The sequence below is a fragment of the Paenibacillus sp. O199 genome (assembly GCF_001636635.1).
GTDB lineage: Bacteria > Bacillota > Bacilli > Paenibacillales > Paenibacillaceae > Paenibacillus > Paenibacillus marchantiae.
On sequence record NZ_LGRP01000002.1, the window covers coordinates 233,258 to 258,119 of the forward strand.

At 45.1% G+C, this 24,862-nt stretch carries 20 protein-coding genes; 17 read left to right on the forward strand and 3 right to left on the reverse strand.

Annotated features, from left to right (window positions below):
* The 4 genes from A6049_RS04305 to A6049_RS04320 form a co-directional block, all read left to right on the forward strand.
* A partial coding sequence (locus tag A6049_RS04305; protein ID WP_063563620.1) for a YitT family protein occupies window positions 1–769 on the forward strand: 769 nt, incomplete at its 5' end.
* Window positions 770–992: 223 nt separating this feature from the next.
* Entirely contained in the window at window positions 993–2,189 is a 1,197-nt protein-coding gene (locus A6049_RS04310; protein ID WP_063563425.1) for an ROK family transcriptional regulator, read from the forward strand.
* 107 nt (window positions 2,190–2,296) lie between these two features.
* Complete coding sequence (locus A6049_RS04315) at window positions 2,297–3,262, forward strand: sugar phosphate isomerase/epimerase family protein (protein ID WP_063563426.1); 966 nt, start codon at window positions 2,297–2,299, stop codon at window positions 3,260–3,262.
* A 309-nt stretch (window positions 3,263–3,571) separates the two neighbouring features.
* Window positions 3,572–5,734, forward strand: a complete 2,163-nt coding sequence (locus tag A6049_RS04320; RefSeq protein WP_063563427.1) for a hypothetical protein — start codon at window positions 3,572–3,574, stop codon at window positions 5,732–5,734.
* 176 nt (window positions 5,735–5,910) lie between these two features.
* On the opposite strand, the gene A6049_RS04325 is transcribed toward A6049_RS04320, so the two are convergent.
* Complete coding sequence (locus A6049_RS04325; RefSeq protein WP_063563428.1) at window positions 5,911–6,495, reverse strand: P-loop nucleotide/nucleoside kinase family protein; 585 nt, start codon at window positions 6,493–6,495, stop codon at window positions 5,911–5,913.
* Between the two features lie 299 nt (window positions 6,496–6,794).
* Between A6049_RS04325 and A6049_RS04330 the strand changes: the two genes are divergently transcribed.
* Both A6049_RS04330 and A6049_RS04335 read left to right on the forward strand, forming a co-directional pair.
* Complete coding sequence (locus A6049_RS04330; protein ID WP_024631897.1) at window positions 6,795–7,130, forward strand: PadR family transcriptional regulator; 336 nt, start codon at window positions 6,795–6,797, stop codon at window positions 7,128–7,130.
* Window positions 7,127–8,476 carry an FtsW/RodA/SpoVE family cell cycle protein gene (locus A6049_RS04335; protein WP_063563429.1) on the forward strand — a complete coding sequence of 450 codons (1,350 nt, stop codon included), beginning with the start codon at window positions 7,127–7,129 and terminating at the stop codon, window positions 8,474–8,476. The genes A6049_RS04330 and A6049_RS04335 overlap by 4 nt, the downstream gene beginning before the upstream one ends.
* Window positions 8,477–8,537: 61 nt before the next feature.
* Here the strand turns inward: A6049_RS04335 and A6049_RS04340 are convergent, their stop codons facing one another.
* Window positions 8,538–10,316, reverse strand: a complete 1,779-nt coding sequence (locus A6049_RS04340) for an ABC transporter substrate-binding protein (protein ID WP_063563430.1) — start codon at window positions 10,314–10,316, stop codon at window positions 8,538–8,540.
* Window positions 10,317–10,450: 134 nt separating this feature from the next.
* On the opposite strand from A6049_RS04340, the gene A6049_RS04345 reads away from it, so the two are divergent.
* From A6049_RS04345 to yidC, 3 genes are all read left to right on the forward strand, one after another.
* Complete coding sequence (locus tag A6049_RS04345) at window positions 10,451–12,097, forward strand: DUF4153 domain-containing protein (RefSeq protein ID WP_063563431.1); 1,647 nt, start codon at window positions 10,451–10,453, stop codon at window positions 12,095–12,097.
* 92 nt (window positions 12,098–12,189) lie between these two features.
* Window positions 12,190–12,540: a hypothetical protein gene (locus tag A6049_RS32460; RefSeq protein ID WP_177031107.1), complete on the forward strand. Its 351-nt coding sequence runs from the start codon at window positions 12,190–12,192 to the stop codon at window positions 12,538–12,540.
* On the forward strand, window positions 12,477–13,343 hold the full coding sequence (yidC, locus tag A6049_RS04350) for a membrane protein insertase YidC (protein ID WP_063563432.1): 867 nt from the start codon (window positions 12,477–12,479) through the stop codon (window positions 13,341–13,343). Before A6049_RS32460 ends, yidC begins: the two co-directional genes overlap by 64 nt.
* 145 nt (window positions 13,344–13,488) lie before the next feature.
* On the opposite strand, the gene A6049_RS04355 is transcribed toward yidC, so the two are convergent.
* Window positions 13,489–14,604, reverse strand: a complete 1,116-nt coding sequence (locus A6049_RS04355) for a helix-turn-helix transcriptional regulator (RefSeq protein ID WP_063563433.1) — start codon at window positions 14,602–14,604, stop codon at window positions 13,489–13,491.
* 129 nt (window positions 14,605–14,733) lie between these two features.
* Between A6049_RS04355 and A6049_RS04360 the strand changes: the two genes are divergently transcribed.
* The 8 genes from A6049_RS04360 to A6049_RS04395 all read left to right on the forward strand — a co-directional run bounded on the left by A6049_RS04360 (window position 14,734) and on the right by A6049_RS04395 (window position 24,606).
* A complete protein-coding gene (locus A6049_RS04360; protein ID WP_095205962.1) occupies window positions 14,734–15,441 on the forward strand; it encodes a class I SAM-dependent methyltransferase in 708 nt (235 codons plus the stop codon).
* Window positions 15,425–16,522 (forward strand): saccharopine dehydrogenase family protein, encoded by a 1,098-nt coding sequence (locus A6049_RS04365; protein ID WP_063563435.1) that lies wholly within the window; start codon window positions 15,425–15,427, stop codon window positions 16,520–16,522. Before A6049_RS04360 ends, A6049_RS04365 begins: the two co-directional genes overlap by 17 nt.
* An 88-nt stretch (window positions 16,523–16,610) precedes the next feature.
* A complete protein-coding gene (locus A6049_RS04370) occupies window positions 16,611–16,904 on the forward strand; it encodes a hypothetical protein (protein WP_063563436.1) in 294 nt (97 codons plus the stop codon).
* Window positions 16,905–16,984: 80 nt separating this feature from the next.
* Window positions 16,985–18,277 (forward strand): amidohydrolase, encoded by a 1,293-nt coding sequence (locus A6049_RS04375; RefSeq protein ID WP_063563437.1) that lies wholly within the window; start codon window positions 16,985–16,987, stop codon window positions 18,275–18,277.
* A 203-nt stretch (window positions 18,278–18,480) separates the two neighbouring features.
* Window positions 18,481–20,445, forward strand: coding sequence for an ABC transporter ATP-binding protein/permease (locus tag A6049_RS04380; protein WP_063563438.1), 1,965 nt, complete (start codon window positions 18,481–18,483; stop codon window positions 20,443–20,445).
* Between the two features lie 45 nt (window positions 20,446–20,490).
* The gene (locus A6049_RS04385; protein WP_063563439.1) at window positions 20,491–21,159 is read left to right on the forward strand and encodes a response regulator transcription factor; all 669 of its coding nucleotides are present in this window, start codon (window positions 20,491–20,493) and stop codon (window positions 21,157–21,159) included.
* On the forward strand, window positions 21,156–22,493 hold the full coding sequence (locus tag A6049_RS04390; RefSeq protein WP_095205963.1) for a sensor histidine kinase: 1,338 nt from the start codon (window positions 21,156–21,158) through the stop codon (window positions 22,491–22,493). Before A6049_RS04385 ends, A6049_RS04390 begins: the two co-directional genes overlap by 4 nt.
* Before the next feature lie 277 nt (window positions 22,494–22,770).
* A complete protein-coding gene (locus A6049_RS04395; RefSeq protein WP_063563440.1) occupies window positions 22,771–24,606 on the forward strand; it encodes a UbiD family decarboxylase in 1,836 nt (611 codons plus the stop codon).
* Window positions 24,607–24,862 lie beyond the last annotated feature (256 nt).

Here is a 24,862-nt window from a genome sequence, read left to right on the forward strand (position 1 = left end):
GTTCGTCATCCCGAATGATCTGGCTGAAGGCGGCGTTACAGGGATTACAATTATTTTGTATTACCTCTTTGAATGGTCTCCTGGACTGATGAACTTGCTCCTGAATGGTATTTTGCTACTTGTGGGGTACAAATTTCTGGACAGAACGACAACGGTGTATACCATTATTGCGGTGGTATTTAACTCGCTGTTCCTGCACCTAACCGAGAGCTGGACGATCGCATCAGACGAGCTCTGGATCAATACTATTTTTGGTGGATTATTTGCCGGTCTGGGTATCGGCATGATTGTTAGAGTAGGCGGCACAACGGCGGGCACCGTTATTCTGGCCCGGCTTGCCAATAAATATCTGGATTGGAACATCAGTTATGGACTGTTATTCTTCGATCTGATCGTGGCGTTCTCGTCTTTCTTCATTATAGGGCCGCAAGGTTTGATGTGTACGATTGTCATGTTGTTCGTCGGAACCAAAACGATGGAGTTTATTATTGAAGGGCTCAATCCGAAAAAAGCAGTTACGATTATATCTACCAAACAGGATGCCATTGCTCAACAGGTCATTGAGAAGATGGATCGGGGAGTTACCGTCTTGTCTGGTCATGGCTACTATACGAAAAACCCGAAAGAGATCTTATATATTGTCATTAGTAAACAAGAAGTTCCAATGCTGAAGAAGATTGTGCGAGCGGAGGACGAAATTGCTTTCATAACGATCCATGATGTGCGTGACGTATTTGGTGAAGGATTCATTGAATTGTCCAAATCGTAATGAAACGTATATATAAGGAAGTAAGGAGCTGCGGTGTTTATCACTGCGGCTTTTTTGATTTACATAATGTAAAGTCGAAATTGAATGATTACGATGAGATCAGGCCTTGATTTTGAAATCATATCATCCGATACAGACAAAAAGCTGTACACGTTTTAAAGCCGATGATATATTAAATTTAATTCGTTAAGAAACTTAACTAACTACAAAAGGAGGCGATAAAATGGCTGGCACACCGCAGTATATCCGCAATCTGAACGAGAATTTGATTATGGATGCGCTGATCGCAACTGGTGCGATGTCCAGGGCAGATATCAGTCGTCAGACCGGACTCAGCAAACCTACGGTGTCGTCGGCGATTGAACATCTGATTGAACGAAATCTGGTGCTGGAAACCGGTAGAGCCGACAATGCCCAGGGTCGCAAAGCAACACTCATTCGATTCAATGAAACAGCTTACTATGTCTGTGGTATTGATATTGGGGCAACCCGAATTCGGATCGCACTCTCTGATCTGAATGGTGAGATTGTGGATTACAGAACGTATCCAACATTATCGGTCCAAAGCGGTGATCGAGCAGGGACGGCAATCCTTGATGTGCTTCGAAGCCATATGGATGAATTACTGACGGAAAATCAATTGAATTGGGATCAAATCCAATGTATTGGTTTTGGCATTCCAGGTGTTGTACTGCCGGACTCTGGTGATATTGATCGAATCGTTGCCCCGTTAGAGGGATTGGAAAAGTTGCTCTCGCTTGAATCATTGTCGGGAGCCTTCCCGTGTGAAGTGATCCTGGAGAACGATGTGAACCTGGCTGCACTGGGGGAGTACAGGGGTGGAGCAGCAGCGGATTCCAATCTATTTGTGTTTTTCTCCATCGGTACTGGAACGGGTGCAGGCATCATGGTGAACGGGCAATTGCTACGAGGCATGGGCGGTTTGACAGGCGAGCTCGCGGAGATGTTGTTGGAAGAGGGGCGTCGATTGGAGGATGTTTTGTCAGCGGAAGGTCTGATGGAACTGACCAAGCGTCAGTTGGATGCCAGTCTTCTTGAGGGTCCTGATTCTGGTATAGAATACCTTCGTGAACACCTGACTCCTGAGAAACTGTTTGAAGCTACCCGAGGTGGAGAATCGCAGGCTGTGAAGATTCTGAAACAATACAGCCAAATGATTGCTTCGGCTCTGCGGAATATCTGTGTCGTGCTTGCTCCCCATCTCATTGTACTTGGCGGAGGTATCGGGGGAAATGGGGATGTGTTATTGCCGTTTCTCAGACAGATCGTATCTGATCAATTCCCGGCGAAGCCTGAACTGATCTGTTCAGAGCTGGGCGAGCGGGCTGTAGTGACTGGAGCAGTGCAGGTAGCCTTGCAACAGACGATGTTGAATCTTCAGCATGAGGCATTGGAATAAAAGGTCAAAATGAGATTTGAATTAAACATCAGCTAGGCTGATTTAAAAATAGAGAAGATTCATTAGACATTGAACGGGTTGAACATCGCATATAGGAGGACAAAGCTATGTTTACCGACAAAAAGGAATATTCATTTTCAACTTGCTGGAACATCAAACGTCATACTACGGGTGAGGGCATGATCGAGGAGATCAAATCCCTAGGGTTCAGACAAGTGGAGCTGAATTATAACGTGACGGACGAATTGCTGCAAACGATTGAACCGATGATTGAACGGGGAGAAATCGGCATATCCAGTGTGCACAATACGTTTCCGCATGTAGCTGATCCCGATTATGGAACCGATTCGGTTCTGCTCGGTTTCGACGATGAGCCTCGTCGTAAGCGGGCCATTGAACTGCTGCTCGGTTCAGCTGAATATGCACATCGGTATGGTGCGAAGGCAGTTGTCGTGCATCCAGGCGAGGTGCCGTTTGAATATAATATTGATGAAGCATTGAAAAAGATATATCACGATCAAGGGCCGGACTCCACGGACTATCAATCGTTATGGCAAGAGATGATTGAGAAGCGCGAGGCGGGGAGTGCACATTACCTGAAGCGAATTCAGGAGAGTCTGGAAGAAGTGTGCGAGTTGTCGGAACAGCGCGGGTATGGGGTGAATTTTGGCATTGAAACCCGATCTCGCTGTTACCAAATGCCGACGCTGCAGGAGGCGGGCGCACTTATCCGCAGCATGAAAGGGGCACCACTCGGATTGTGGTACGATATTGGTCACGGTATGATGATGGATCGAATGGGGCTCTATGACAATGTACGTGAAGCAAATGAATTGATCGACCATGTCGTCGGGGTACATATTCATGAGACGGTAGGCTTGTCGGATCATTGGTGTCCTTATATCCATAGTAAGGACATGGCATTTTTTGATTCATTTCTGGACATCATTGATCGTTCTCCGGTCAAAGTATATGAGTTGAAAGCAGCCTGCACACCGGAAGAGATTGATGAGAGTCACCAGTTAATTACAGCTCGTATCGCCGGACGTCAAGCGGCACGGCAGCACGGATAATCTGGCAAGAGAACAGCGGTGAAAATAAACATAAAGAGAGCGGTCAGAATAATCTTACCTTTTGGGTTAAGTGGTATTCTGCCGCTCTCTTTCCGATGTGATATTTTCTAATCTGTAATTATAAGATATAATATGCATTAATCAGGCTATGGTATCCCTTCCTTCTGAACTCTTACAATGGTATTAGGGGTGCCGCTTCCCTGATTTTTTTAGTTTTTTGGACTGTGTTATACATATGAAGAACCGCCACGAGCTAGGCCAAGTATACCAATGCTGAATATATTATCGTCATGTGGGAGAGTACAAGTGATGGACTTATTCTCAATCTATTTCAGCAGGAATTTGAAAGTGATCATTGCAGAGCGCAAGGGCAAGCTGCCTGTGCGTATATTGGCGACTGCACTGAGAAATTTGGAATCGCTGGGATATACGTTTTCGACGAAACTGATAGATGTGCTGAATACCTGGGAACGTGACAGATTCGTTTTCTGGTTTGAGCAATTGATAGAAGAGCTTCGAAAGATGAAAGGAATCAATTTAAAGGAAACCCTCGTGTATCCGAAATTTCCTAAGCGGAAAATGAATATTCAGGAAAGTAAATTTTATTTAAATGCTTTGATGCATTCCTGGAGACAGCAGCTTCTTGAAAAGGAGCAAGAACAGGAGCAGCGCATATTACTGCTGAACAAGCTGCGACTGCGTGTGATTCATCTCGGCAGTGAAGCAGATTTTTACCAAGTAGGAATGGACCTGCTTACAGCAAAATCTTCGTTAATGCCAGTTGCAAGAGAGCAGTTGACCTGGTTTGCAACAAAGTACGAAGGCTGGGCCACATTTGAACCAGAGGCAGGGCAAATACCTGTGAGGGAAAATGCAGCCGTTTATTGCGCGGCTTTATTAAAGGCGGGGCGTGCTTCGGTGAAGCAACTCCAGCGACATTTGCGCACGGCAACAGATATATTGCGGCTGGCGGTAGCGTGTTCCGATGGAGATGTCAGTCTGAAGGAGAACACCCGCTTCCGTTCATTTACTCGATCTGAACGTCGGGTAATACTTGCTTTATTGGAGGGTGCTTCGAACCCGCTGGAAGATTTGTTTCGATATAAAGGGCGCTGGCAGAGATTGGCCGAGCGACTGCATCCAGGTGAATATCGTCACCGTTATCCAGGGGCAATAGTGGCGCTGGACCAGTTGCGACGTGGGGAACGACCGCTTACCTTTCATGGCCGAGTGGAGCGGGCATTTGAACAGAAAGATAACCAGCTTATTCTGGAGACGCTTGCGGAACGTCCGGGAGAGATGGTCGGTCAGCTGGACCGAATGATACGTTCCGGTGTTCCGGTGCAGCAAGTGATCGGCAAAATGGAAACTGTGGAAGAGAAGGTTTCGACAAGGGCGCTGCTTGGAGTGTTGGCCCATTTCAGCACACGCACGGAGTTTCAGGTCAGGAGGAGCTTTTTCCGCAAAGGCAACACGGCAAATCTGTATGTCTCCACTCAACCGCTACCGTCCCTCAACGTTGAGGATGTTCATGCGGTGATATCGGCGGTAGAGCATACACTGTTGAAACGGTTTGCCGTGCTTCCACCACTCGGTAATGTCTATATTGATGAAAGACTTCAAGAGTTTTCAGTTCCATGGGGAAAACGCCGGTCAAGCGAATCTCTTCGAGCTCTATCGCGTGCGTCATGGATATCGTTACCCACAGGAGATACCGTTCGTTTTTTTCTGTGGTGGAGAGAAGGCCTGAGCGGTGATGAGCGAATCGAACGTGTGGATACCGATCTGTCGGGTGTACTGTATGATGAGGATTGGCGTTATATGGACCAAACATCCCGGACCCCTCTGAAATCGAATGAATATATAGCTGCAAATAGTGGGTTTATGGTGACTGCACCGGATGGAGCGGCGAAGTATATGGATCTGCATTTGCCGTCCGTTTCTAGGTTAGGGGCACGTTATATTGTAATCATGGTTAACGCATTCAGGGATAATGCTATCAAGGATTTATCGGAGTGTTATGCTGGCTGGATGATGCGTCAGGCCCCACAGTCGGATGAGATGTTCGAACCCTCAACGGTGCAGGAGCGAATTGATCTGACGGCAGATTCCCATATTTGTATTCCGGCCATTATTGATATACAGGAGCGGCGCATTTTGTGGTGCGATCTTGGTTTAAAGAGACAGCCTAAAGTGTATCATCCGATGGGAGACAACATAGCCGAGTTGGCTTTGATCACCCGGGCAATGACGGAGATGAAACGACCAGATTTATATACCTTATTCATGCTTCACGCTAAAGCGCGGGGAACATTGGTTGAGACATTAGGGATGGCCAATCTCGTATTTACAGCGGAATTGGAATCCAATCGTGTGGCTGAAGTGGCAGAGTATCTGACAGAAGGCCCACCCGTGGAGCGCACTGTGATTACACCTCTGGAGCAGGAGTATATTATGAAGCAGTTTTTGTAACGATGTAGGTTCGAATGTTTGGTCATAGATCATTGTAAAAGGGGTATTTGTCACGTTCGACCTGCGCGGGTCACCATGACAAATACCCCTTTCGGTGTGGATTATATATTTCTGAGCCTATAGGTAGCATGAAATTGAATGGAGAAAATGAAGGTCGTTCCATTCCATTACACATTTTATTCGTACATTCGTTGTTCGACTTCAGTAAAAGCGATATCAGGGCTCTCATTTGAATTATCAATGTAAGCCACGGCTGAGGCGGGCAAGGGCCAGGCTACTTGTTTATGGGCAAGTGAAGCTGTGAAGGCATCCCAGTTCTCCAGCTTCCACTCATCCAGCGGGGATTTTCTGGCTGTAATCCGCTCTCGATACAACGCTTCATTTGCAAGATAAATATAGGCCACACGTACATCTGTGTCATCCAGGGAACGTCCAATCTGTGCGAGTTCCTGCTCGATCCAGTCTGGAGTTCCGATTTCTTTGGTAAAGGGTCCTACAACAATCGTATCGATACCCAATTGCACGTTGTCCAGTGCAGCATCCATCGTAATACGATATCCCAAATCACGGCACAGCCGTTTGTATTCCGGTGAATCCCGATCGGATGGATCGAGTCCTTGTAGGGTCATTATTGCTTCAGCAGCTGGACGCAGCAGGATATCCATATCCAAAAAAGCAGCTTTATGTTTACGCGAGAGGGCTTTGGCAAGGGTTGTTTTGCCGCTCCCGGCCCCGCCAAGAAAGAAAATCAGTTTGCTCATGGTTTGAATTGCCTCCTCATAATCGATAGAAAGAATATGTAATGTCTAAGTAAGAATAAGAGATTCGTGATGACACCTCAGGTGTGAAATGACTTATTTATTTTATCACAAACGTCTTCAATTGATAGCTAGACAGAAAAGGAAGGATCAGGTAATATTATACCTAGTTTTACTATGCATAGATTTCCGATGTATGTAGCCAAGTGGATTTATTAGGTACATGTTGAAGTTTTAAGAAGTGTGGTAAAAGTGTATGTAGTTATTGGACGTGGAAGCATGAACCAAAGGGAGTGACAGCTTTGCAGGTAAACAAACAAATGATTAAAGGCAGCACGGAGACATTGATTCTTACGCTACTGAAGGAACAGCCGCTTTACGGTTATGAATTGATCAAGGAACTCCATCGTCAATCCGAAGGTGTGTTTAATTTGAAGGAAGGTACGTTATATCCCATTCTGCACGCGATGGAGCTTGAGGGATGGGTGGAGTCTTACTGGATGGAGGTTGAAGGTAGGAAACGTAAATATTATTCCATTTGTGACAAGGGTGTGGAGGCGTTACAGCATAAAAAAGCCGAGTGGCTTTTATTCCGCGGTGCCGTGGATCGGGTGCTTGGGGAAGGAGGCTTAACATGACGGATCGACATGAGAAGATTAAACATTATCTTGATCAACTGTGTAGTCAGGTTAAGGCACGTGAAGTACATACTGATCTGCGTGATGAGCTTGGCAACCACATGGAAGAAATGATGTTGGACAAGGAGCAAGAGGGACTGAGCCAGGAAGAGGCAGCTGCATACGCCATTGATCAGATGGGTGATCCCGCAGTGGTGGGCAAAAGTATGCACAGATTGCATCGTCATCGTATGCATTGGGGGCTGTTAGTTGGATTAATTGGTTTGTCTATAACTAGCCTGTTACTGATATGGATTTTTACGACGAATGTCGCAGATGAAAAGTATCAGTCCTTATATCTGGGGCATGTGGTGTATACCGTTATAGGTGTAATGATGATGTTGTTCTTTATTTACTTTGATTATCGTAAGTTGAAAAGAGCTGCCTGGTGGATCTATATTCTACTTAATGTCATGTTGTGGATCAGTCCAATGATAACAACGGATATTCATGGTAATAGCAGGTACTGGGGCTTATTTGGATTAACGATAGACCTTACCACAGCTTCAGTGTGGATTTTGCCACTTGCTATAGGTGCCATTATGTTGGACAAGCTTCGTTCCAATTGTAATATGCAATCCATCTTGACCTACATTGCAATGATAATGTTCCCCGCAGTACTATTGTTTCAAACGTTGGACTGGGTTCGGTTGTTTCTGTTTGGCATAATGAGCATTATTATATTTGGCTGGCTCACGAAAAAATGGCTTTATACAGTCATAGGTGCTGTTATAACAGGAAGTATTTTTGTACTGCTATTGTTTTTTGCAGATCAATACGGACGCCTGGAGAGGCTCTCTGTCGTTTTGAATCTTCAGGATGACCCTTACGGGAGTGGCTATAGCAACAATTCCATTATTGAAGTTATTCAATCATCCGGCTGGTGGGGGAATGGGATTGATACAACGTTCGACAAGTTTAAAACGAGTTATTATAATTACCCAGGTGTTCTGCTCATTGATGTGTTTGGTTGGTCAGCCGGGATCCTGTTATTGGTGGGGATCATCTGGTTTGTTATCAGTATGATGAAGATGCTTCCTCGCATCCGGGATGATTTTGGTCGTATGATTATTGTCAGTATCACCGCCGTTTTTGCATTGCAAATCATCTATTCGTTGGCGATGACCACTGGGAAGGCTCCGATTCTTAGTATTTCTTTTCCTTTTATTGGATACGGTAATCATCTGATGTTTGATTATGCCATGCTCGGTTTACTCCTCGGTGTGTACCGTCGGAAGGATACCATTTCGAAGAGAAATGAAAAAATACGGCACAAGGTGGATGCCGACCCAATGACCAGTTTATAAGCATGCAACATCATTACCGCATCTAGAAACGAATGGATTGTTATGCTCATTTAACGAGCATTCATGGGAACCAGATATGTCTGAGGTTTACCCATCCCTGGCTGTTAAAGGAGAGGCCACGAACGGAAGGCAGGTAGGCAGTCTCCACATGTTTTTCAGTTAAATGGAATAATAAACTCTGCTGCACCAGAAATTGTTCGATCCGATCCAGTTCGGCAGTTCTGTCTGCTACTATTTGCGAAGCAACAACAGTTTGCAGCATCTCTTGAACACTCTTCTTGGAAGATTCCTCCAGATGTTCGGATAAAGTGAGATAGAGATCGTACCTGCGTAATTCTTCGTCCCGGTCCCGAATCAGGGAGAAGAGAATCAGATCGGATTCCAGTCTCAGGTTCCCTTTGAATTGCTCCATCGTGCCTATTCGGACAGTACATGTGAAGCCGTACATTTCCAATGACGATGCCAAACGTCTAGCATCCATCCGATACTGAGGAATGGTTGTGATGTGTAAGGGGATAGGTAGATCAAAAGTAGAGTGCTGAGACAAATAAGTCAATTCTTCTGCATTCATCAACACTTTATCAGCATCTCCTGGATCACCTTCATTACTTTCATTCATGCCATTCCCATACAATTTAGTAATACACGCCTGAACATGTGCTCTTACATCCGGATCGCTTAGGGGTCCGGTTTTTTGTGTATTACAAGTGAGTAATTTGCGTACCATCACGCCTGCACTAATCTGTGTCCAGTCTCTACCCTCAGACGAGGATGGATTATGAACAAGGTGGAAGAAAGGAGATTCGATATCTTGTTTTTCATCCAAATGTGCAGGATCACTCCACGGGATTTGTAGAATATCTACACGGTCCAGATGGGCTCTGCCTTGAAAATACATCGGAAAAGCTTCAAGTCTGCACAAGTGATCATCCCAGGTTGTAACCTTGAAAGGCCCGGTTCCTATAGGCTTTTGCATGGTATTCGATACATCTGTTTCCTTGTCTCCATCTTTATGTTGCCCGTAAGTGGCTTGTGAAACAATCGCTGCACGGCTCGTAGAAAGAAAGGGCAAAAACAATTCGTGAGAGGCTTTGAGCTTGAAACAAACGGTCAAGGGATCTGTTGCTTCAAGCGATAGAATTTGTTTGCTCACATCGCGGTATAATGTCCGCCGTTCTGTGGATTGCAGTCGTTCAAATGTATACACCACATCCGCGGCTGTCAGCAGGTGTCCATTGTGAAAAGTAATCCCTTTACGCAAATAAAAAAACCATGTTTTCCGATCTGAACTGACATCCCAGGTATGAGACAGACAGGGAATAATCTCTCCGTGTTCATTACGTTGAACCAGCCCATCGAACACATGACTAGTGACAAAAGATTCTGCCAGCAAATTGATAAAAAGGGGATCAAGGGCGTGCAGTTGTTGGCGGATCGGTAACCTGAGCGTATCAATTCGCTCATTATGGCTACCAGCTTCCGTATGGTGTCCAGAATAACCAAGCAGCCACTGGTTTAGGTGATCCTGCATTGTCGTAGAACTAGAGAAAGCACCAACCTGTTCGGCGGCTTGCTGCAACTCGCGGCGATTCATGGCCTGCATCATGTATTCTGCTGCAATTTGATCAGCCGGAACAAGTAGGGTCAGCGTAGAACGCCGTCCACGTCCGCGCTGGGACACCCACCGAATCCAGTCTTGGGCAACCATTTTTTTGACGATTGTTAATGTGTTACGGTGTGTACACTCGAGCAGTTCCGCAAGGTCAGAGAGCGTTACTTCATGTTCTAATAGTTGACCAAACCGGCTATGAAGCAGCAAATATTGCTGATGTAATTTCAAGGTTTTGATTCCTCCTGGAGGTTGTAGCTGATGCAATATAATAAAATAAGAAGTTTTATCGTTTTTAATTTCTATTTATATTCTTATTTTATCATCTAGAATTAAACCTAGAAAGTTTAATGGAGGTTTTTCCCATGATTGATAAAATAATGGCTTCACCCAACCGCGCTTTAATTACGCTACTATCCGCATTAATGTTAGCTATCATTCATCAGTATTTGTTCTATGGCAAGGATATTGGTGTTTCTTATCCCATCTTTGTTATCCTCTTTTATGGCTTTATGTTCTTGTTTGCCAGGGACCGCATGCGGCGATTGACCATGATTGATGCTTTTATGGCTGGGGTGGTGCTGATGCTGGCGCTAACGTTTCTGTTATACGACAATGAACCGCTGCGTATCCTTAATTTCCTGATCGTACCGGGGCTTATTATCTTACATATGACTTATCTGGTCGGCAGAAAACAGAGACAATGGTGGGACATTGGATTGATCGGTACCGCGATGGACCATTTGCTGCCACAATCCATCCGTCATTGGGGAACGGTCGCAAGCATTGTTGTGAAAACAGGAGGACGTAGGCTAGGTAAAACGCAGAAAACGGCTGCTTTCAAAGTATTCATTGGCCTTATAGCATCCGTTCCCATCGTCATCGTGGTTGTAGCACTGCTGACCTCAGCAGATGGGATTTTTAATGAGTATTTATCCGGTTTTCCGGAATGGTTAAATCAAATGACACTGACACCAGGATTTCCGAGAGTGATCTGGATTCTCATCGCGGGCGTTTTATTGTTCAGTTATGTATGGGGTTTCGTGCAGCCGATGCAATATGAAGCAGATAAGAGAGAAAATGCACATTGGAAAAATGGAAAAGCAATTACGGTTACTTCAGAAATCGAAAAGCGAGAAGATGTTTCCGTGAATTCCATACAGGAGAGTCCTTCCTTGAACTCAATCATAGAGGATCAGCCAGCAAATAAGCCCGCACCTGAGGCAATTTCTACTCAAGCTCATCGTGAACCTTTAAGATTGGACCCCATCATTGTGGGCACGATGCTGTTGGTCATCAACTGTGTGTATGTTCTGTTTGTGCTTGTACAATTTTCTTATCTTTTTGGGGCGGGTGAGGGACATCTTCCGTCAGAATTGTCCTACGCAGAGTATGCAAGAAGTGGATTTGTGGAGCTGATACTGGTAACAGGCATTAATTTTTTCATTCTGATCATCGCCCTTCAGTTCACGCGTTCAAGCGGCAAAATAGGTTCTGTTGTGCATCAGGTGCTGCTCTTTGTCCTGGTGGGTTGTTCCGCAATCATGCTGTACTCGGCGTTTATACGCCTCAACCTGTATGAACAGGCTTATGGATATACCTACATTCGATTTCTCGTACATGCATTCATGATTTTTCTGGCGCTACTGCTGCTTATTGCAGCTCTTCGAATCCGTTATACCTCCATACCGTTGATCCGCTGGTATATTGTATTGTCCCTAGCAGCCTATGTGGCAGTCAACTATGTGGGCATGGATAATCGGATTGCAGAGCTTAATATTACACGATATCATCAGACAGGCATTATTGATGCATCCTACTTGACGAGTTTATCTGCAGATGCCGTTCCGATACTGCGAGAGTTTGCCCAGAGGGAGTACCCGGATTTGAAAGGGGAAATGCTGGAGCATCAAGCTAACTTTGACCTGGAAGAAACAGACAGTTCCTGGGCTTCTTTTAATATGGCAAGACATAGAGCTAAGCTAGAATTGTCCAAATTGAGAATGAAATGAATTCATCTACCTGTTTTCCAGCAATGAATTTATGCAAAATCCATATGTAAGTGTTATACTATAAAAACTAACCTATAAAGGGGGTGAATCCCTTGTTTGAACTTCAGGAATTGATACCGTATATATTTTCACTCGGACTCATTTTCACAGTCAGTTACGCTTATATTGCCCATCTGCATTGCGGCATTACAGAGTACTGGATGGAAGGTGGCGCCGGAGGTGGTCTGGAACCTGGATTGCCAACCTTGTCCTTGGACGGACAACACAGACCTGAAGCTTTAAGTCGAATCGTCAGACGAAGAGAATCCCCGGATGAAGATGAACCAGATTGCCATTCCTCGTTGTATGTACTTTCTACAAATCAACGAGGAGGATATATATGGAACATAAGACAAGCAAGGGGTTCACTTTTACATCTGGCAAGGGACGGATCTATGGCCTGATTGCAATTCTTTTTGCAGTGATGCTACTGGCTGGATGCAGTAACAACGTCTCAGAGATTAATTCATCAACACCGGGGTTCTTTAACCATTATGTTGTATTTCCACTGTCGTATCTCATTCAGCACATCGCAACGATATTTAATGGAAGTTATGGGGTAGCCATTATTGTGATTACCCTCGTTATCCGTCTTGCGTTGTTGCCATTGATGATGCGACAAGCAAAATCTCAGCAAGGTACCCGAGTGATCATGAATGCTATGAAGCCGGAGATGGATGCGCTCAAGAAAAAGTATGAGGGCAAAAACGACCCAGCCGATAAGCAGAAGCTTTCGCAGGAAACGATGGAGCTGTATAAGAAGCACAAGTTCAATCCGCTGAATATCGGATGCTTGCCACTGCTGATTCAGTTGCCCATTCTGTCAGGTATCTACACGGCTATTCGGCTTACGCCGGAGTTGTCATCTCACTCCTTTCTGTGGTTCAAATTAGGAGCGCCTGACTATGTGCTTGCAGTCGTTGTAGCTATTATTTATCTGATCCAAGCCAAGGTTTCGCAAGCCAATATGGCGCCAGAACAACGAAAACAATTCGCAATCATGGGATACATCTCTCCTTTGATGATGGCCTTTTTCTCGCTGTCGGCACCTGCAGCGATGCCGCTGTATTGGACGATCGGCGGTTCATTCCTGGTCTTGCAGACGTTATTGTTCCGCAAATTGTATCCGGTTGAACACCCGAAAGAGCCCGTGGCTGTGCAGGTAAAGAACAAAAACATCAAACCTGCGAAGCCCGCTAAGTCCTAAGTTTTCACTCATGAGATTGGTGCACTAGAATCATATAAATTTAACGTATGTGTTGATATAACGGATGTTCTGCACCATCATGTAGCGCAAAGATGCCTTGTCCCATGGGACAAGGCATCTTTTTTTGTATGTCCAGTTATAACATTCAAATAGCTGGTTCATCGGACAACTGGAAACGGGATACGAAATACCAAATTAACTCACGGCGGGAGGATACGTCTGTTTTGGCAAAAATGGATTTTAAATGATCCTGTACCGTGTAAGCTGATATATGCATCGCTTCCGCAATTTCTCTGGAAGAATAACTGCGCAGCACGTAACCCAATAGTTCTCGTTCTCGAATGGACAACCGATGACTCTCTGCAAGTAATGGCAGTAAGTCCTGCGGCATAGCCTGTTCAAGCCTGATCGCAATCTGATCCGGACCTGAAAACTGTTGCATGCGGCTGGCATGAAGCACAAGGTAACGGCCATCCAGGAGTTGAATGCAAACTTTGGAAGGCGAATGAAGGATAGGTTCTTGCGCAACTATCAGGTCGGAATCTGTACGAATCTGACGCTGTAAATGCGAACTGACTGCACGGACTGGGCGCGGCAATACATCTGGTCCCACCTGCTCCAGTAAACGTAATTGTAATAGCCAATATTGAGCGGGAGCGTTCACGGATAACAGCTCGAAAGCGTCCGATGTGATCATAATACCAGGGTCCGAGGGACTTCCGCTCTTAATCTCGTCCATAAGAGTCAGACTTGTGGATCGTAACATCAATGCAATAGAAGGTGTCCAGGCCTGAATGCTTAGTCGCTCCTCTTCCGTGAATACGGGTTGTTCCGTCTTGCGATATAGGGTTAGATACCCCCAACAGGCTCCGCCACTCACCAGTACAGCCCGAAGTTCATCACCGAAACCTGCGGGTTGAAGGATGTTATGATACCGAGCGCTTGCAATAGGGTTTTCGCTTATCGATGCATGAAGGATCGCTGTATAGTCGCCGCTGTGAATCAAATCAGCATACTTATGTATGTCTTCTTCCATGTATTCATTAACGAACAGCCGGTCATGAATGGCTTCAATGCCATCTTCCGTCACGGCACCTGTTGAGAGAAGAGTCTGTGGATCAACTGTTGTGAAGCAATACGCGTCATAGGGAACGATGTTCTGAATTTGTTTCAGGACAGCTTCCCGGTAGGTTCGAGAGGTCCAGGTTCCTTTTTCGAGAGAAGTAATGAGTCGCTGGTTCGGTTCCATGCGAGATGTCATAAAGCTTTCTCCTCTCCACATGCAGATATCCCATTGTTCTGGGATTGTACGCTCTGCGTATCATTCTATAATGAAATTAGACGAACGAAGAGTCAAGTCTAACTTGAATCCATGAGGAGTGTAGTATCGATGGACCACAATCAACCATCTATGAGCTGGGATACGGCGGATGAAAACCGTTACGAACAATCGATAGCCCTGAAAATTCCGGGTTATTCTCATATGCATGATCTGATGGAGCGACTGCTTGCCGCTTCTATCATGGATAACAACGAAGATGAGATACTAATTGTCGGAGCAGGTGGAGGTAAGGAATTAGCTCTGCTTGGTTCTCGCCATGCGGGATGGACGTTTACTGGAGTAGATCCTTCCCAGCCGATGCTTCAGTTAGCAGAGAGAAGAGTCCGGGAGGCGGGGATCGAAGCCAGAGTGCAACTTAAATCCATGACGCTTGAAGCGTTACCGGAAGGTGAGGTCTACGACGGGGCAACAAGTATGCTAATGCTGCATTTTATTCAGGGGATCGAGTCCAAAAGACGGTTCCTGTCCAATCTAGCGGCCAGACTCAAGCCTGGGGCGCCACTCATTATTGCAGCAGTGAATGCCGATCTTCATTCGCCTGTATATCCAACCATGATGCAAGCCTGGCAGGATCACATGTTAAGTAATGGTATTCAGCAGGAAGAATGGGAGCGGTTTGCAGCTTCCCTTGGACGAGAATCGGATCCTATCTCATCTGAACAAATGATTGGGCTGATGAAAGAATGCGGATTTTCGCACATTACACGTTATTTCGGAGCATTCTGGGTGGAGGGGTATTATGCGAAACGAGACTAAAACAGAGTCTGTGAAAGATCAGATTTGGATTGTTGGCGGATATGGTCAGGTGGGGCAAATGATATGTACGCAACTGGGACGATTGTTTCCCGGCAAGGTATGGGCGGCAGGTACGCGGATGAATCGGGCTGAGGAATTCAGCCGATCTACGGGTGGTATAGTCCAGCCGCTTCAATTGGATGTAAGAAAAGCGATTGACCCTGTTGTGCTTCAATCGGTCAAGTTGGTGATCATGTGTGTGGACCAGGCGGATACCCAATTTGTCGAGGCTTGTGCGAAAGCAGGGACAGATTATATTGATATTTCAGCCAATTATGACTTTCTGGGTCAGGTCGAACAGCTGCATTCCAAAATGCAGCGTTCCAAAGCAACAGCCATGCTTAGTGTGGGACTGTCGCCTGGGGTGACCAATCTGCTTGTGCGTGAAGCAGGTGCCCATATGGAGCAAGTAGACGAAGCGGACATTACTGTCATGCTGGGGCTGGGTGAAAAACACGGAAAAGCCGCGGTGGAGTGGACTGTGGATCAGATGAATGCTACCTATCAGGTCATGAAAAAAGGTAAGCCAGCGGAAGTGCAAAGTTTTCACGATGGTAAATGGATTGATTTTGGCGCAGACTTGGGCCGAAGGAAAGCATATCGGTTTAACTTTTCGGATCAACACGTCGTTGCTCGTACACTTGATATTCCAACGGTTTCCACTCGGTTATGTCTCGATTCCCGTTGGATGACTAGATCCATGGCAATTTCGAAACGTATGGGGCTGTTCACACTACTGCGTATTCCCTCCCTTCGTAATGGTACGGTCAAGGCTTTTGGGGTTATTCCCGGAGGGGAGCCGATGTTTGCAGTTAAGGTAGATGCAGTGGGATGGAAAAAGGGCAAACAAGTCCATGTCGAGCAGCTGCTGGTTGGTGAGCGTGAAGCAGATGCAACAGCAGCAGTTGCGGCAGCAGTAGCGGAGAAAATGTATCTCACGGAACTGCCGCATGGTGTTTTTCACATTGAACAATGCCTTTCCTTGCAGCATATTCAGGAAACACTTCGTTTTCCATTGAAAGTAACAACGAAGATTACGTAAATCATATATGTTGTTGGATCATTTTTTTGCTCAGGCTCTCCGATCTGCTATGATGGAACAAATAATCATGCTAGAACGGAGGCAGATCATGAACTGCATTGCTGTATTGCCTTATTACAAAGTACAGAGAGAAGTGACGGGGCTCGCACAGGAAGTACTGCATAGCGATCGGTCCATGATCCTGTACTCGGACAAGATTGTAACGAAATACCGCGAGTTTAATATTACGGAAGTGTTCGACATGTCCTTTCGGAGAATGGGGAATGAAGGTGGTTTTTTCTATCTACATACCAGCACCGGAGTCTATCCTTATATGGTCAACATAGATCCCAAACCTTTTATCCAAAGTTTCAGAACAATGACGACTCAAAAATTAACTTAGTCTTGACCTTGCCGTTACGTGAAGGCTTATCCTCGGATTTGGAAGTAAGGCAATCCAAACCTAGAGGAGTTGTGAAACGAATGAGTATATTAATCCAGCAAGCCACAATCTTAACGATGAAAGACACCGATTCCCCCTTTAAGGGGGATATTCGCATTGTAGGCGACCGTATCGCAGAGATTGCTCCCCACATTCAGGCTCAACCGGGTGATGACATTATGGATGGTCAACATAAACTGGCAATGCCGGGCCTGATCAATGCTCACCAGCATACACCGATGAGTCTGTTACGAGCATTCTCGGATGATCTGAAGCTGATGGACTGGCTTGACCGTAAGATGCTGCCTGCAGAAGCCCGGATGACACCCGAAGATATATACTGGGGAGCACAATTATCCATCGCCGAGATGATCCGTTCAGGAACTACAGCTTACGCTGATATGTACATTCACATGAATGAAATCGCAGAAGCGGTGACGGAAACCGGCATTCGGGCATCGCTCACACGCGGAATGGTATTCGTGGAGGATGACGGAGGGCGCAGATTACAGGAAGCGGTCGATTTGGTACAACGTTGGTCGGGTAAGGCTGAGGGTCGAATTACGACGATGTATGGCCCGCATTCTCCCTATACTTGCCCAGTAGAACCTTTGCGGGAAGTCATTGCGATGGCGGAACAGGAGAATGTGCCTATCCACATTCATCTGGCTGAGACGAAAGAGGAAGTTGTGAAGATTCGTGAACGCTATGGCATGACGCCAACGGAGTATTTGGAAGAGGCAGGTATGTTCGAAAAAGCACACGTACTGCTTGCCCATGGTGTACACCTGAATCGCAGAGATATTGGCAGACTGAAAGGCATGCGTGGTGGAGTAGCGCACAATCCGGTCAGCAATCTGAAGCTTGGCTGCGGAATTGCCCCAATTACCGAGATGATTGCACAGGGAATTAATGTGGGTCTTGGAACTGACGGGGCAGGCAGTGCGACAACCATCGATATGTTTGAAGAGATCAAGGCTGCGACCTGGCTGCAAAAGCTGGATTATGGTGATCCTACCCGGTTGTCGGCAAGAGAGGTACTACACATGTCTACACGGGGAAGTGCAGGTCTGTTGAACCTTCAGGATGAAGTAGGTGTGCTGGAAGTTGGGCGCAAGGCCGACCTGATTCTGATTGATCTGCAGAAACCGCATTTGCAGCCGGTTCATGAGCTGGAATCATTGCTAGCATACAGCGTGAATGGCGCCGATGTAGATACCACCATTGTGAATGGTCGTGTGTTGATGAGAGACAGGCAGCTGCTAACGATAGATGAGGAAGAACTTTTCCGTCAAGTAGAGGTTCGTTCGAAGCGTATTGTGGAAGGGATTTAATGTGCCAAGCGGAACTAAGCAAACGGAGTCCTAATGAATGTAGGGCTCCGTTTGCTTTTCCTTACATATTGATTTTTGACAGCTACAATTCTTTTGCCAGGCAGACGCGAATTGTCCAGTTCATTATCAGTTCACACAAATTTGTTAGAATGTGAAATGGCCAATATAGATAGGGTGTATGACTTGGAGAGGAAGAGATCAAGATGACTATATTAGAAGTAAAACATGTGAAGAAATCATACACGCTGTATGGTAAGGAAAAGGTTCCTGTGCTCCATGATGTGAATTTGAGCTTTGAGACAGGAGAATTCGTCTCGATCCTTGGTGAATCGGGTTGCGGAAAGTCAACCCTTATGAATATTATTGGTGGAATGGACTCCGATTTTGAAGGGGAGATCCTTGTTCGTGGAAAGAACTTAAGTGCTATGACTGAAAAGGAAATGGATGATTATCGGAAGAATAATATCGGCTTTGTGTTTCAAAATTTCAATCTGATCCCGCATCTGTCTGTGCTGGAGAACGTTACGATTGCCATGCAAATGACGGACACAAGTGAAAAGGAACGCAATAAGCGCGCTATAGATATTTTGACCGAGGTCGGGCTGAAGAATCATCTGAACAAACGGCCTAACCAGCTGTCGGGTGGACAGAAGCAAAGGGTTTCCATTGCTCGTGCACTATCGAACAATCCAGACATTATTTTGGCGGATGAACCAACAGGTGCTTTGGATAAGGAAAACGGGGATCAAATCTTGGCTCTGCTGGACAGTATTGCGCAAAAAGGGATGCTGGTCATTGCGGTAACTCACTCGCAGAAAGTAGCTGATTCCGGTACGCGTATTGTGAAGGTTGAGGAGGGACGGATTAAGGATGATATCCATCTAAAAGATCGTTCCTTGACCACTTATGAAGGCAGTCGTGGTGCTTCCAGAAACTTGGGCTTACTGGCTTCTTTCAAAATGGCTCTCAAAAATATGAAACTCAACGGCAAGCGTAATGTACTGGTTGCATTGGGTGGGTCGATCGGGATTTTAAGCGTACTCCTGATGCTCTCCTTGGGTAATGGAATAACGACATATATGAACGACGAAATCAATTCAAGTATGGACCCTTTGCTTGTGGATATAACGAAGCCCAGTGCAGATGCCAAAGATATGCAAGGCCCGCAAGCCTTGATGGCAGCAGGCGAACCTTTTACAACAGCCGACATTGAGACTATTCGCAAATTCCCTAATGTGGATCATGTAGAGACCATCACTACCATTACAGGCAAATCGACTATGGTTAATTCAAAGCAAAGTGTGGCACTTACGCAGTTAACCACGTTAACGGATGCTTTTGATCCAGCAACGCTAACAACGGGTAAGCTTCCGGTAGAAAATGAGATGTTGTTACCCCTCGATACGGCGAATAAATTAAGTGGAAATGACCAAGCTGAATCCATGATCGGCAAGTCTGTGTTTCTATATATTAATGAGATGGATGGCAATAATAAACCGGTAACTTTGGAGAAAGAAATAACCATATCTGGTATTTATGAAGCGTCAGATCAAAGATCACCAATGCAGCAATCACCGGGTTACATTTCATCACAGACGTTGGAGCAAATGTATGCGGACAAAGGAATAACGATTGGGCCAATTCAGGTTAACGCTTATGCAACCGATATGAAATATGTCAATGATATTAATGCAGCAGCTGTTGATGCGGGCTTCTCAGGCTCCCAGACGGCAAAAATCATGGAAAATATCACGACATACGTGAACATGGCCACGATCGTTCTGTCTGGTATTGCAGGCATTTCGTTAATCGTATCCGGTATTATGATATTGGTTGTGCTTTACATTAGTGTCGTGGAACGAACGAAGGAAATCGGAATCCTTCGTGCGATTGGAGCAAGAAAGAAGGACATCAAGCGAATTTTCTTTTCTGAATCTGCTCTATTGGGGGTATTCAGTGGAATCATTGCGGTAGTATTTGCGATAATTATTAGTTATGTGTTGAATATTCTCTTGGACAACGCTTTTGGAGCTAAGCTAATAAATTTATCGGGATACTACATTGTGTTCGGAATCGTTGTAAGTACAGTGATTAGTATCATCGCTGGTTTGATGCCATCATCGAAGGCTGCCAAGCTGGACCCGATGGAATCCTTACGATACGAATAAATTTAAGTTGTGAATAATGAAAATTGCGGAAAGGATAATGGATACATGAACACGATTCTTGTGGTGGATGATGATTCCCATATCCGCAAATTAATCCGAATTTATCTCGAAAAAAATCAGTTTTCCGTCGTGGAAGCGCCGGATGGCCAAGAAGCACTGAACATTTTGTCTCATACCAAAATTGATTTAGCGATTGTAGATGTGATGATGCCAAGAGTAGATGGTATTGAACTGACCGAAGACATTCGATCTTATCTGGATATTCCCATTCTAATGGTGACTGCCAAAGGAGAATCCAAGGATAAAGTCAGAGGATTCAATGCAGGGTCAGACGATTATTTAGTAAAACCTTTTGATCCTGTGGAGTTAATTTTGCGTGTGAAATCTTTAATGAAGAGATACAACAAGATTTCATCGAATGTTATTCATATAGGCGGTGCAACGATTGATCTGAGCAATTTGACAGTGGAGGCGGGAGCTCAAACGGTTGAATTGAAAAAGAAGGAATGTGAATTGTTGTTTGCTCTGGCGAGTTTGCCAGGGCAAATATTCACACGTACACAGCTTATAGAAGATATATGGGGAATCGATTATGAAGGTGATGAGCGTACCGTTGATGTGCATATCAAAAGGTTACGAGAACGGCTTGAACCGATCCCTGAGTTGATCATTTCGACGATAAGAGGACTTGGATATCGTTTGGAGAGTGTATGAAAATCGTGAGGAAAAGCCTGCGTCTACGAATCGTAGTTACCTTTTTTGGTATTGTGATCGTCAGTTTAATTCTCTCCTTTATATTAAATATGCGGTCTCAGGAAAACACACCAAATCATTCTATGGTTACGATTGCCGAAGACATAGCTACGATGATAAATCTGATTGATGATCCGGAAAAAGTGAAAACAAGCTTGGATATCTTTGCACGATACGGCTTGGACATAAACTCCGTGAATGAACAAAGTGAAGTGCTTGCTTCACTACCAGTTGATAAAGTTAATGAATTATTCGATGAAAATACTACGGAAGCGTTTATTCTATCCAATAAAGATGAGACAGCGATTGTTGGTGTTCCCAGGATGAATGAAGAAAAAGATGCGCTCCTGATCAAAATTAATTTTTCATCGATTTTTCATAATGTGAAACGTACATTATTTATATCGCTATTAACTGTCTTAGTCATAGGAAGCTTATTAATCATGTTCATGTCTGGGTACATTGTGAAACCGATCAAAAGGCTAACTGCTGCAGCTAAGAAAATGGCTTCAGGCGATCTGTCTGTCCGGTTGAAACATAATAATCCAGATGAGTTTGGTGAGCTGATGGAGAGCTTTAATCATATGGCCCGTGAGTTGCAAAAAATAGACTCGGTGCGTGATGATTTTGTCAGTAATGTCTCTCATGAAATGCAGTCCCCACTAACATCGATTAGAGGATTCACAAGAGCGCTGCAAGATGGTGTCATCCCTTTGGAAGAGCAGAAAGAGCATCTGGATATCATATACGAGGAAACATTACGCCTTTCCAGGCTTAGTGATAATTTACTTCGGTTAGCCTCGCTGGACTCGGAGCACCATCCGTTTAATCTCAGTACGTTCCAATTAGATGAACAATTAAGAAGAGCGATCGTATTAGCGGAGCCCCAGTGGGCGCACAAAAATATCAAAATTGAATTGGATTTATTGCCTTGCGAGATCACGGTCGATAAAGATTTGTTTGAGCAGGTCTGGCAGAATTTAATCAACAATGCGATAAAATATACGGGTACCGATGGGTCCATTCACATCGAAATCGAGATGTCCACGTCATTCGTGAAGGTATCGATTAGAGACTCAGGACAAGGAATACCCGAGGAGGCCCTTCCGTATATTTTCGATCGATTTTATATGGTGGACAAAGCACGGAGCAGTGCACTTAGAGGCAATGGATTAGGGCTTTCCATCGTGATTAAAATTTTGAAATTGCATGATTGTACAATTGATGTGGAGAGCAGGGTTGGAGAAGGAACGCAGTTTACGGTTACGATCCCCAGACCTTCGACTACATCTTAAGTAAGCTCAATTAGCAATATTGAAGCAATCTTGGTCCTTAGAATACAAGACCCTGTTGCTTAAATATTGCTTTTTGGTGAGCACTGCGTGAAAGATCTGATATATTGTTTTGTTTAGTGGCAGATGATTTGATAAGATAGAAGAGATGTGAGTATCAATCCATTTATATGGTGACGAGAGTAAATTAGATTCAACGTTTTATTCTATCCGCTACCCCTGCACATCTATGTGAATATATGAACATAACAATTTATTATATACAGAATGGAGCCATCCAATGAAATATCGCAATATGGAAGATTGCATTAATGATCTGGAGCAGCATGGACATTTGATTCGAGTGAAGGAAGAAGTGGACCCTCATTTGGAGATGGCAGCGATACATATGAAAGTGCATGAGGCGAAAGGCCCAGCTCTGCTTTTCGAAAATGTGAAAGGCTCCAAGTTCCAGGCTGTTTCGAACCTGTTCGGTACACTGGAACGAAGCAAATTCATGTTCCGTGGAACGCTTGAAGGTGTACAACGTGTCATGGCTGTCCGGGATGATCCAATGAAGGCACTCAAGACGCCTTTTCAGCATATCAGCACCGGTCTTGCCGCGTGGCAGGCTCTACCTAAGCAGAAGTCCATCAGTTTGCCTGTAACCGCGCAAGAGATTCAAATCTCGGATCTGCCGTTGATCAAGCATTGGCCTATGGATGGTGGAGCATTCGTTACGCTGCCTCAAGTCTATTCGGAAGACCCAGACAAGCCAGGCATCATGAACTCCAATCTGGGCATGTATCGGGTACAGCTAAGTGGTAATGATTATGAACTGAATAAGGAAATTGGACTTCATTATCAGATCCATCGCGGAATTGGTATTCATCAGGCCAAAGCAGTCAAAAAGGGAGAACCCCTGAAAGTGAGTATATTCATTGGGGGTCCGCCGGCACATACACTTTCTGCAGTGATGCCTTTGCCTGAAGGACTCAGTGAGATGACTTTCGCGGGGCTACTTGCGGGCCGGCGTTTCCGTTACAGCTATAAGGATGGGTATTGCATCAGCAATGACGCCGATTTTGTCATCACGGGTGATATTTACCCGGACGAGACGAAGCCTGAAGGACCGTTTGGTGATCATCTTGGATATTACAGTCTGACCCATCCGTTCCCACTAATGAGAGTGCATAAAGTGTACGCCAAGCCGAATGCGATCTGGCCATTTACCGTGGTGGGTCGTCCTCCGCAAGAGGATACTGCATTTGGGGACCTGATTCACGAAATTACGGGTGATGCCATTAAACAGGAAGTTCCCGGTGTGAAAGAAGTCCATGCTGTCGATGCAGCAGGAGTGCATCCGCTTCTGTTCGCGATCGGAAGTGAGCGGTATACGCCCTATCAGACGGTAAAACAGCCAACAGAGCTGCTGACGATTGCGAGTCGTATTCTGGGTACAGGCCAGCTCAGTCTGGCGAAGTATTTGTTTATCACAGCAGAAGATCAGCAACCGCTGGATACGCACCGAGAAGTGGAGTTCCTGACGTATATCCTGGAACGAATGGATCTGCAACGGGACATTCATTTCCATACCAACACAACGATCGATACGCTGGATTACTCGGGAACCGGGTTGAACAGCGGCAGTAAGGTTGTATTTGCAGCCTATGGGGACAAGAAACGGGAATTGTGCCGTGAAGTACCGGAGACATTGAAGGATATCCGAGGTTATAGTAATCCGCAGCTGGTGATGCCAGGAATTGTAGCTATTCAGGGTGCGCCATTCAATAGTTATGCGGATACAGAACAAGAAATGAAGGCATTTACGGACATGCTGAAGGAAAAAGGAGACCTGTCTTCTTGTCCAATGATTGTATTATGTGACGATAGTTCTTTCCTGAGTGCGAATCTCAGCAACTTCTTGTGGGCGACATTTACCCGCAGTAATCCGTCCCATGATATGTACGGTGTGAACAGCAGTTACAACTATAAACATTGGGGCTGTGACCAGATCATTATCGATGCCAGAGTGAAGCCGCATCAGGCACCACCATTAATTCCAGACCCATCTGTTGAGAAAGGGATTGAACGCTTTTTCGTACAGGGAGCGAGCCTGAGTTCAATCAAAATTTAGTTGAATTCAGTAAAAGCCCAAAGATTTTTTTGGGCTTTTTGGTTATATATGTGTAAAGCAATATGCCAGATATCTAAATACAAATTCAAACCGGGACTTTTTTGAAAATGGGACTGAGAATAAAGTCTTATACGTTCGTATTTCCTTTTACGATTAAGGTCGTTTGGACTATGGAGAAAAAGAATGTATTTATCGATATAAAGTAGTATAGGGATTTTTGGGACCCGATCTAACGGGTACTGTTGACTATAAATGA

What these genes read in the sequence shown, in the direction of transcription:
- A6049_RS04310 (WP_063563425.1), top strand. Translation starts at nt 993, where the DNA reads ATGGCTGGCACACCGCAGTATATCCGCAATCTGAACGAGAATTTGATT.
- A6049_RS04315 (WP_063563426.1), top strand. Translation starts at nt 2,297, where the DNA reads ATGTTTACCGACAAAAAGGAATATTCATTTTCAACTTGCTGGAACATC.
- A6049_RS04320 (WP_063563427.1), top strand. Translation starts at nt 3,572, where the DNA reads ATGGACTTATTCTCAATCTATTTCAGCAGGAATTTGAAAGTGATCATT.
- A6049_RS04325 (WP_063563428.1), bottom strand. Translation starts at nt 6,495, where the DNA reads ATGAGCAAACTGATTTTCTTTCTTGGCGGGGCCGGGAGCGGCAAAACA.
- A6049_RS04335 (WP_063563429.1), top strand. Translation starts at nt 7,127, where the DNA reads ATGACGGATCGACATGAGAAGATTAAACATTATCTTGATCAACTGTGT.
- A6049_RS04345 (WP_063563431.1), top strand. Translation starts at nt 10,451, where the DNA reads ATGATTGATAAAATAATGGCTTCACCCAACCGCGCTTTAATTACGCTA.
- yidC (WP_063563432.1), top strand. Translation starts at nt 12,477, where the DNA reads ATGGAACATAAGACAAGCAAGGGGTTCACTTTTACATCTGGCAAGGGA.
- A6049_RS04355 (WP_063563433.1), bottom strand. Translation starts at nt 14,604, where the DNA reads ATGACATCTCGCATGGAACCGAACCAGCGACTCATTACTTCTCTCGAA.
- A6049_RS04360 (WP_095205962.1), top strand. Translation starts at nt 14,734, where the DNA reads ATGGACCACAATCAACCATCTATGAGCTGGGATACGGCGGATGAAAAC.
- A6049_RS04365 (WP_063563435.1), top strand. Translation starts at nt 15,425, where the DNA reads ATGCGAAACGAGACTAAAACAGAGTCTGTGAAAGATCAGATTTGGATT.
- A6049_RS04370 (WP_063563436.1), top strand. Translation starts at nt 16,611, where the DNA reads ATGAACTGCATTGCTGTATTGCCTTATTACAAAGTACAGAGAGAAGTG.
- A6049_RS04375 (WP_063563437.1), top strand. Translation starts at nt 16,985, where the DNA reads ATGAGTATATTAATCCAGCAAGCCACAATCTTAACGATGAAAGACACC.
- A6049_RS04380 (WP_063563438.1), top strand. Translation starts at nt 18,481, where the DNA reads ATGACTATATTAGAAGTAAAACATGTGAAGAAATCATACACGCTGTAT.
- A6049_RS04385 (WP_063563439.1), top strand. Translation starts at nt 20,491, where the DNA reads ATGAACACGATTCTTGTGGTGGATGATGATTCCCATATCCGCAAATTA.
- A6049_RS04390 (WP_095205963.1), top strand. Translation starts at nt 21,156, where the DNA reads ATGAAAATCGTGAGGAAAAGCCTGCGTCTACGAATCGTAGTTACCTTT.
- A6049_RS04395 (WP_063563440.1), top strand. Translation starts at nt 22,771, where the DNA reads ATGAAATATCGCAATATGGAAGATTGCATTAATGATCTGGAGCAGCAT.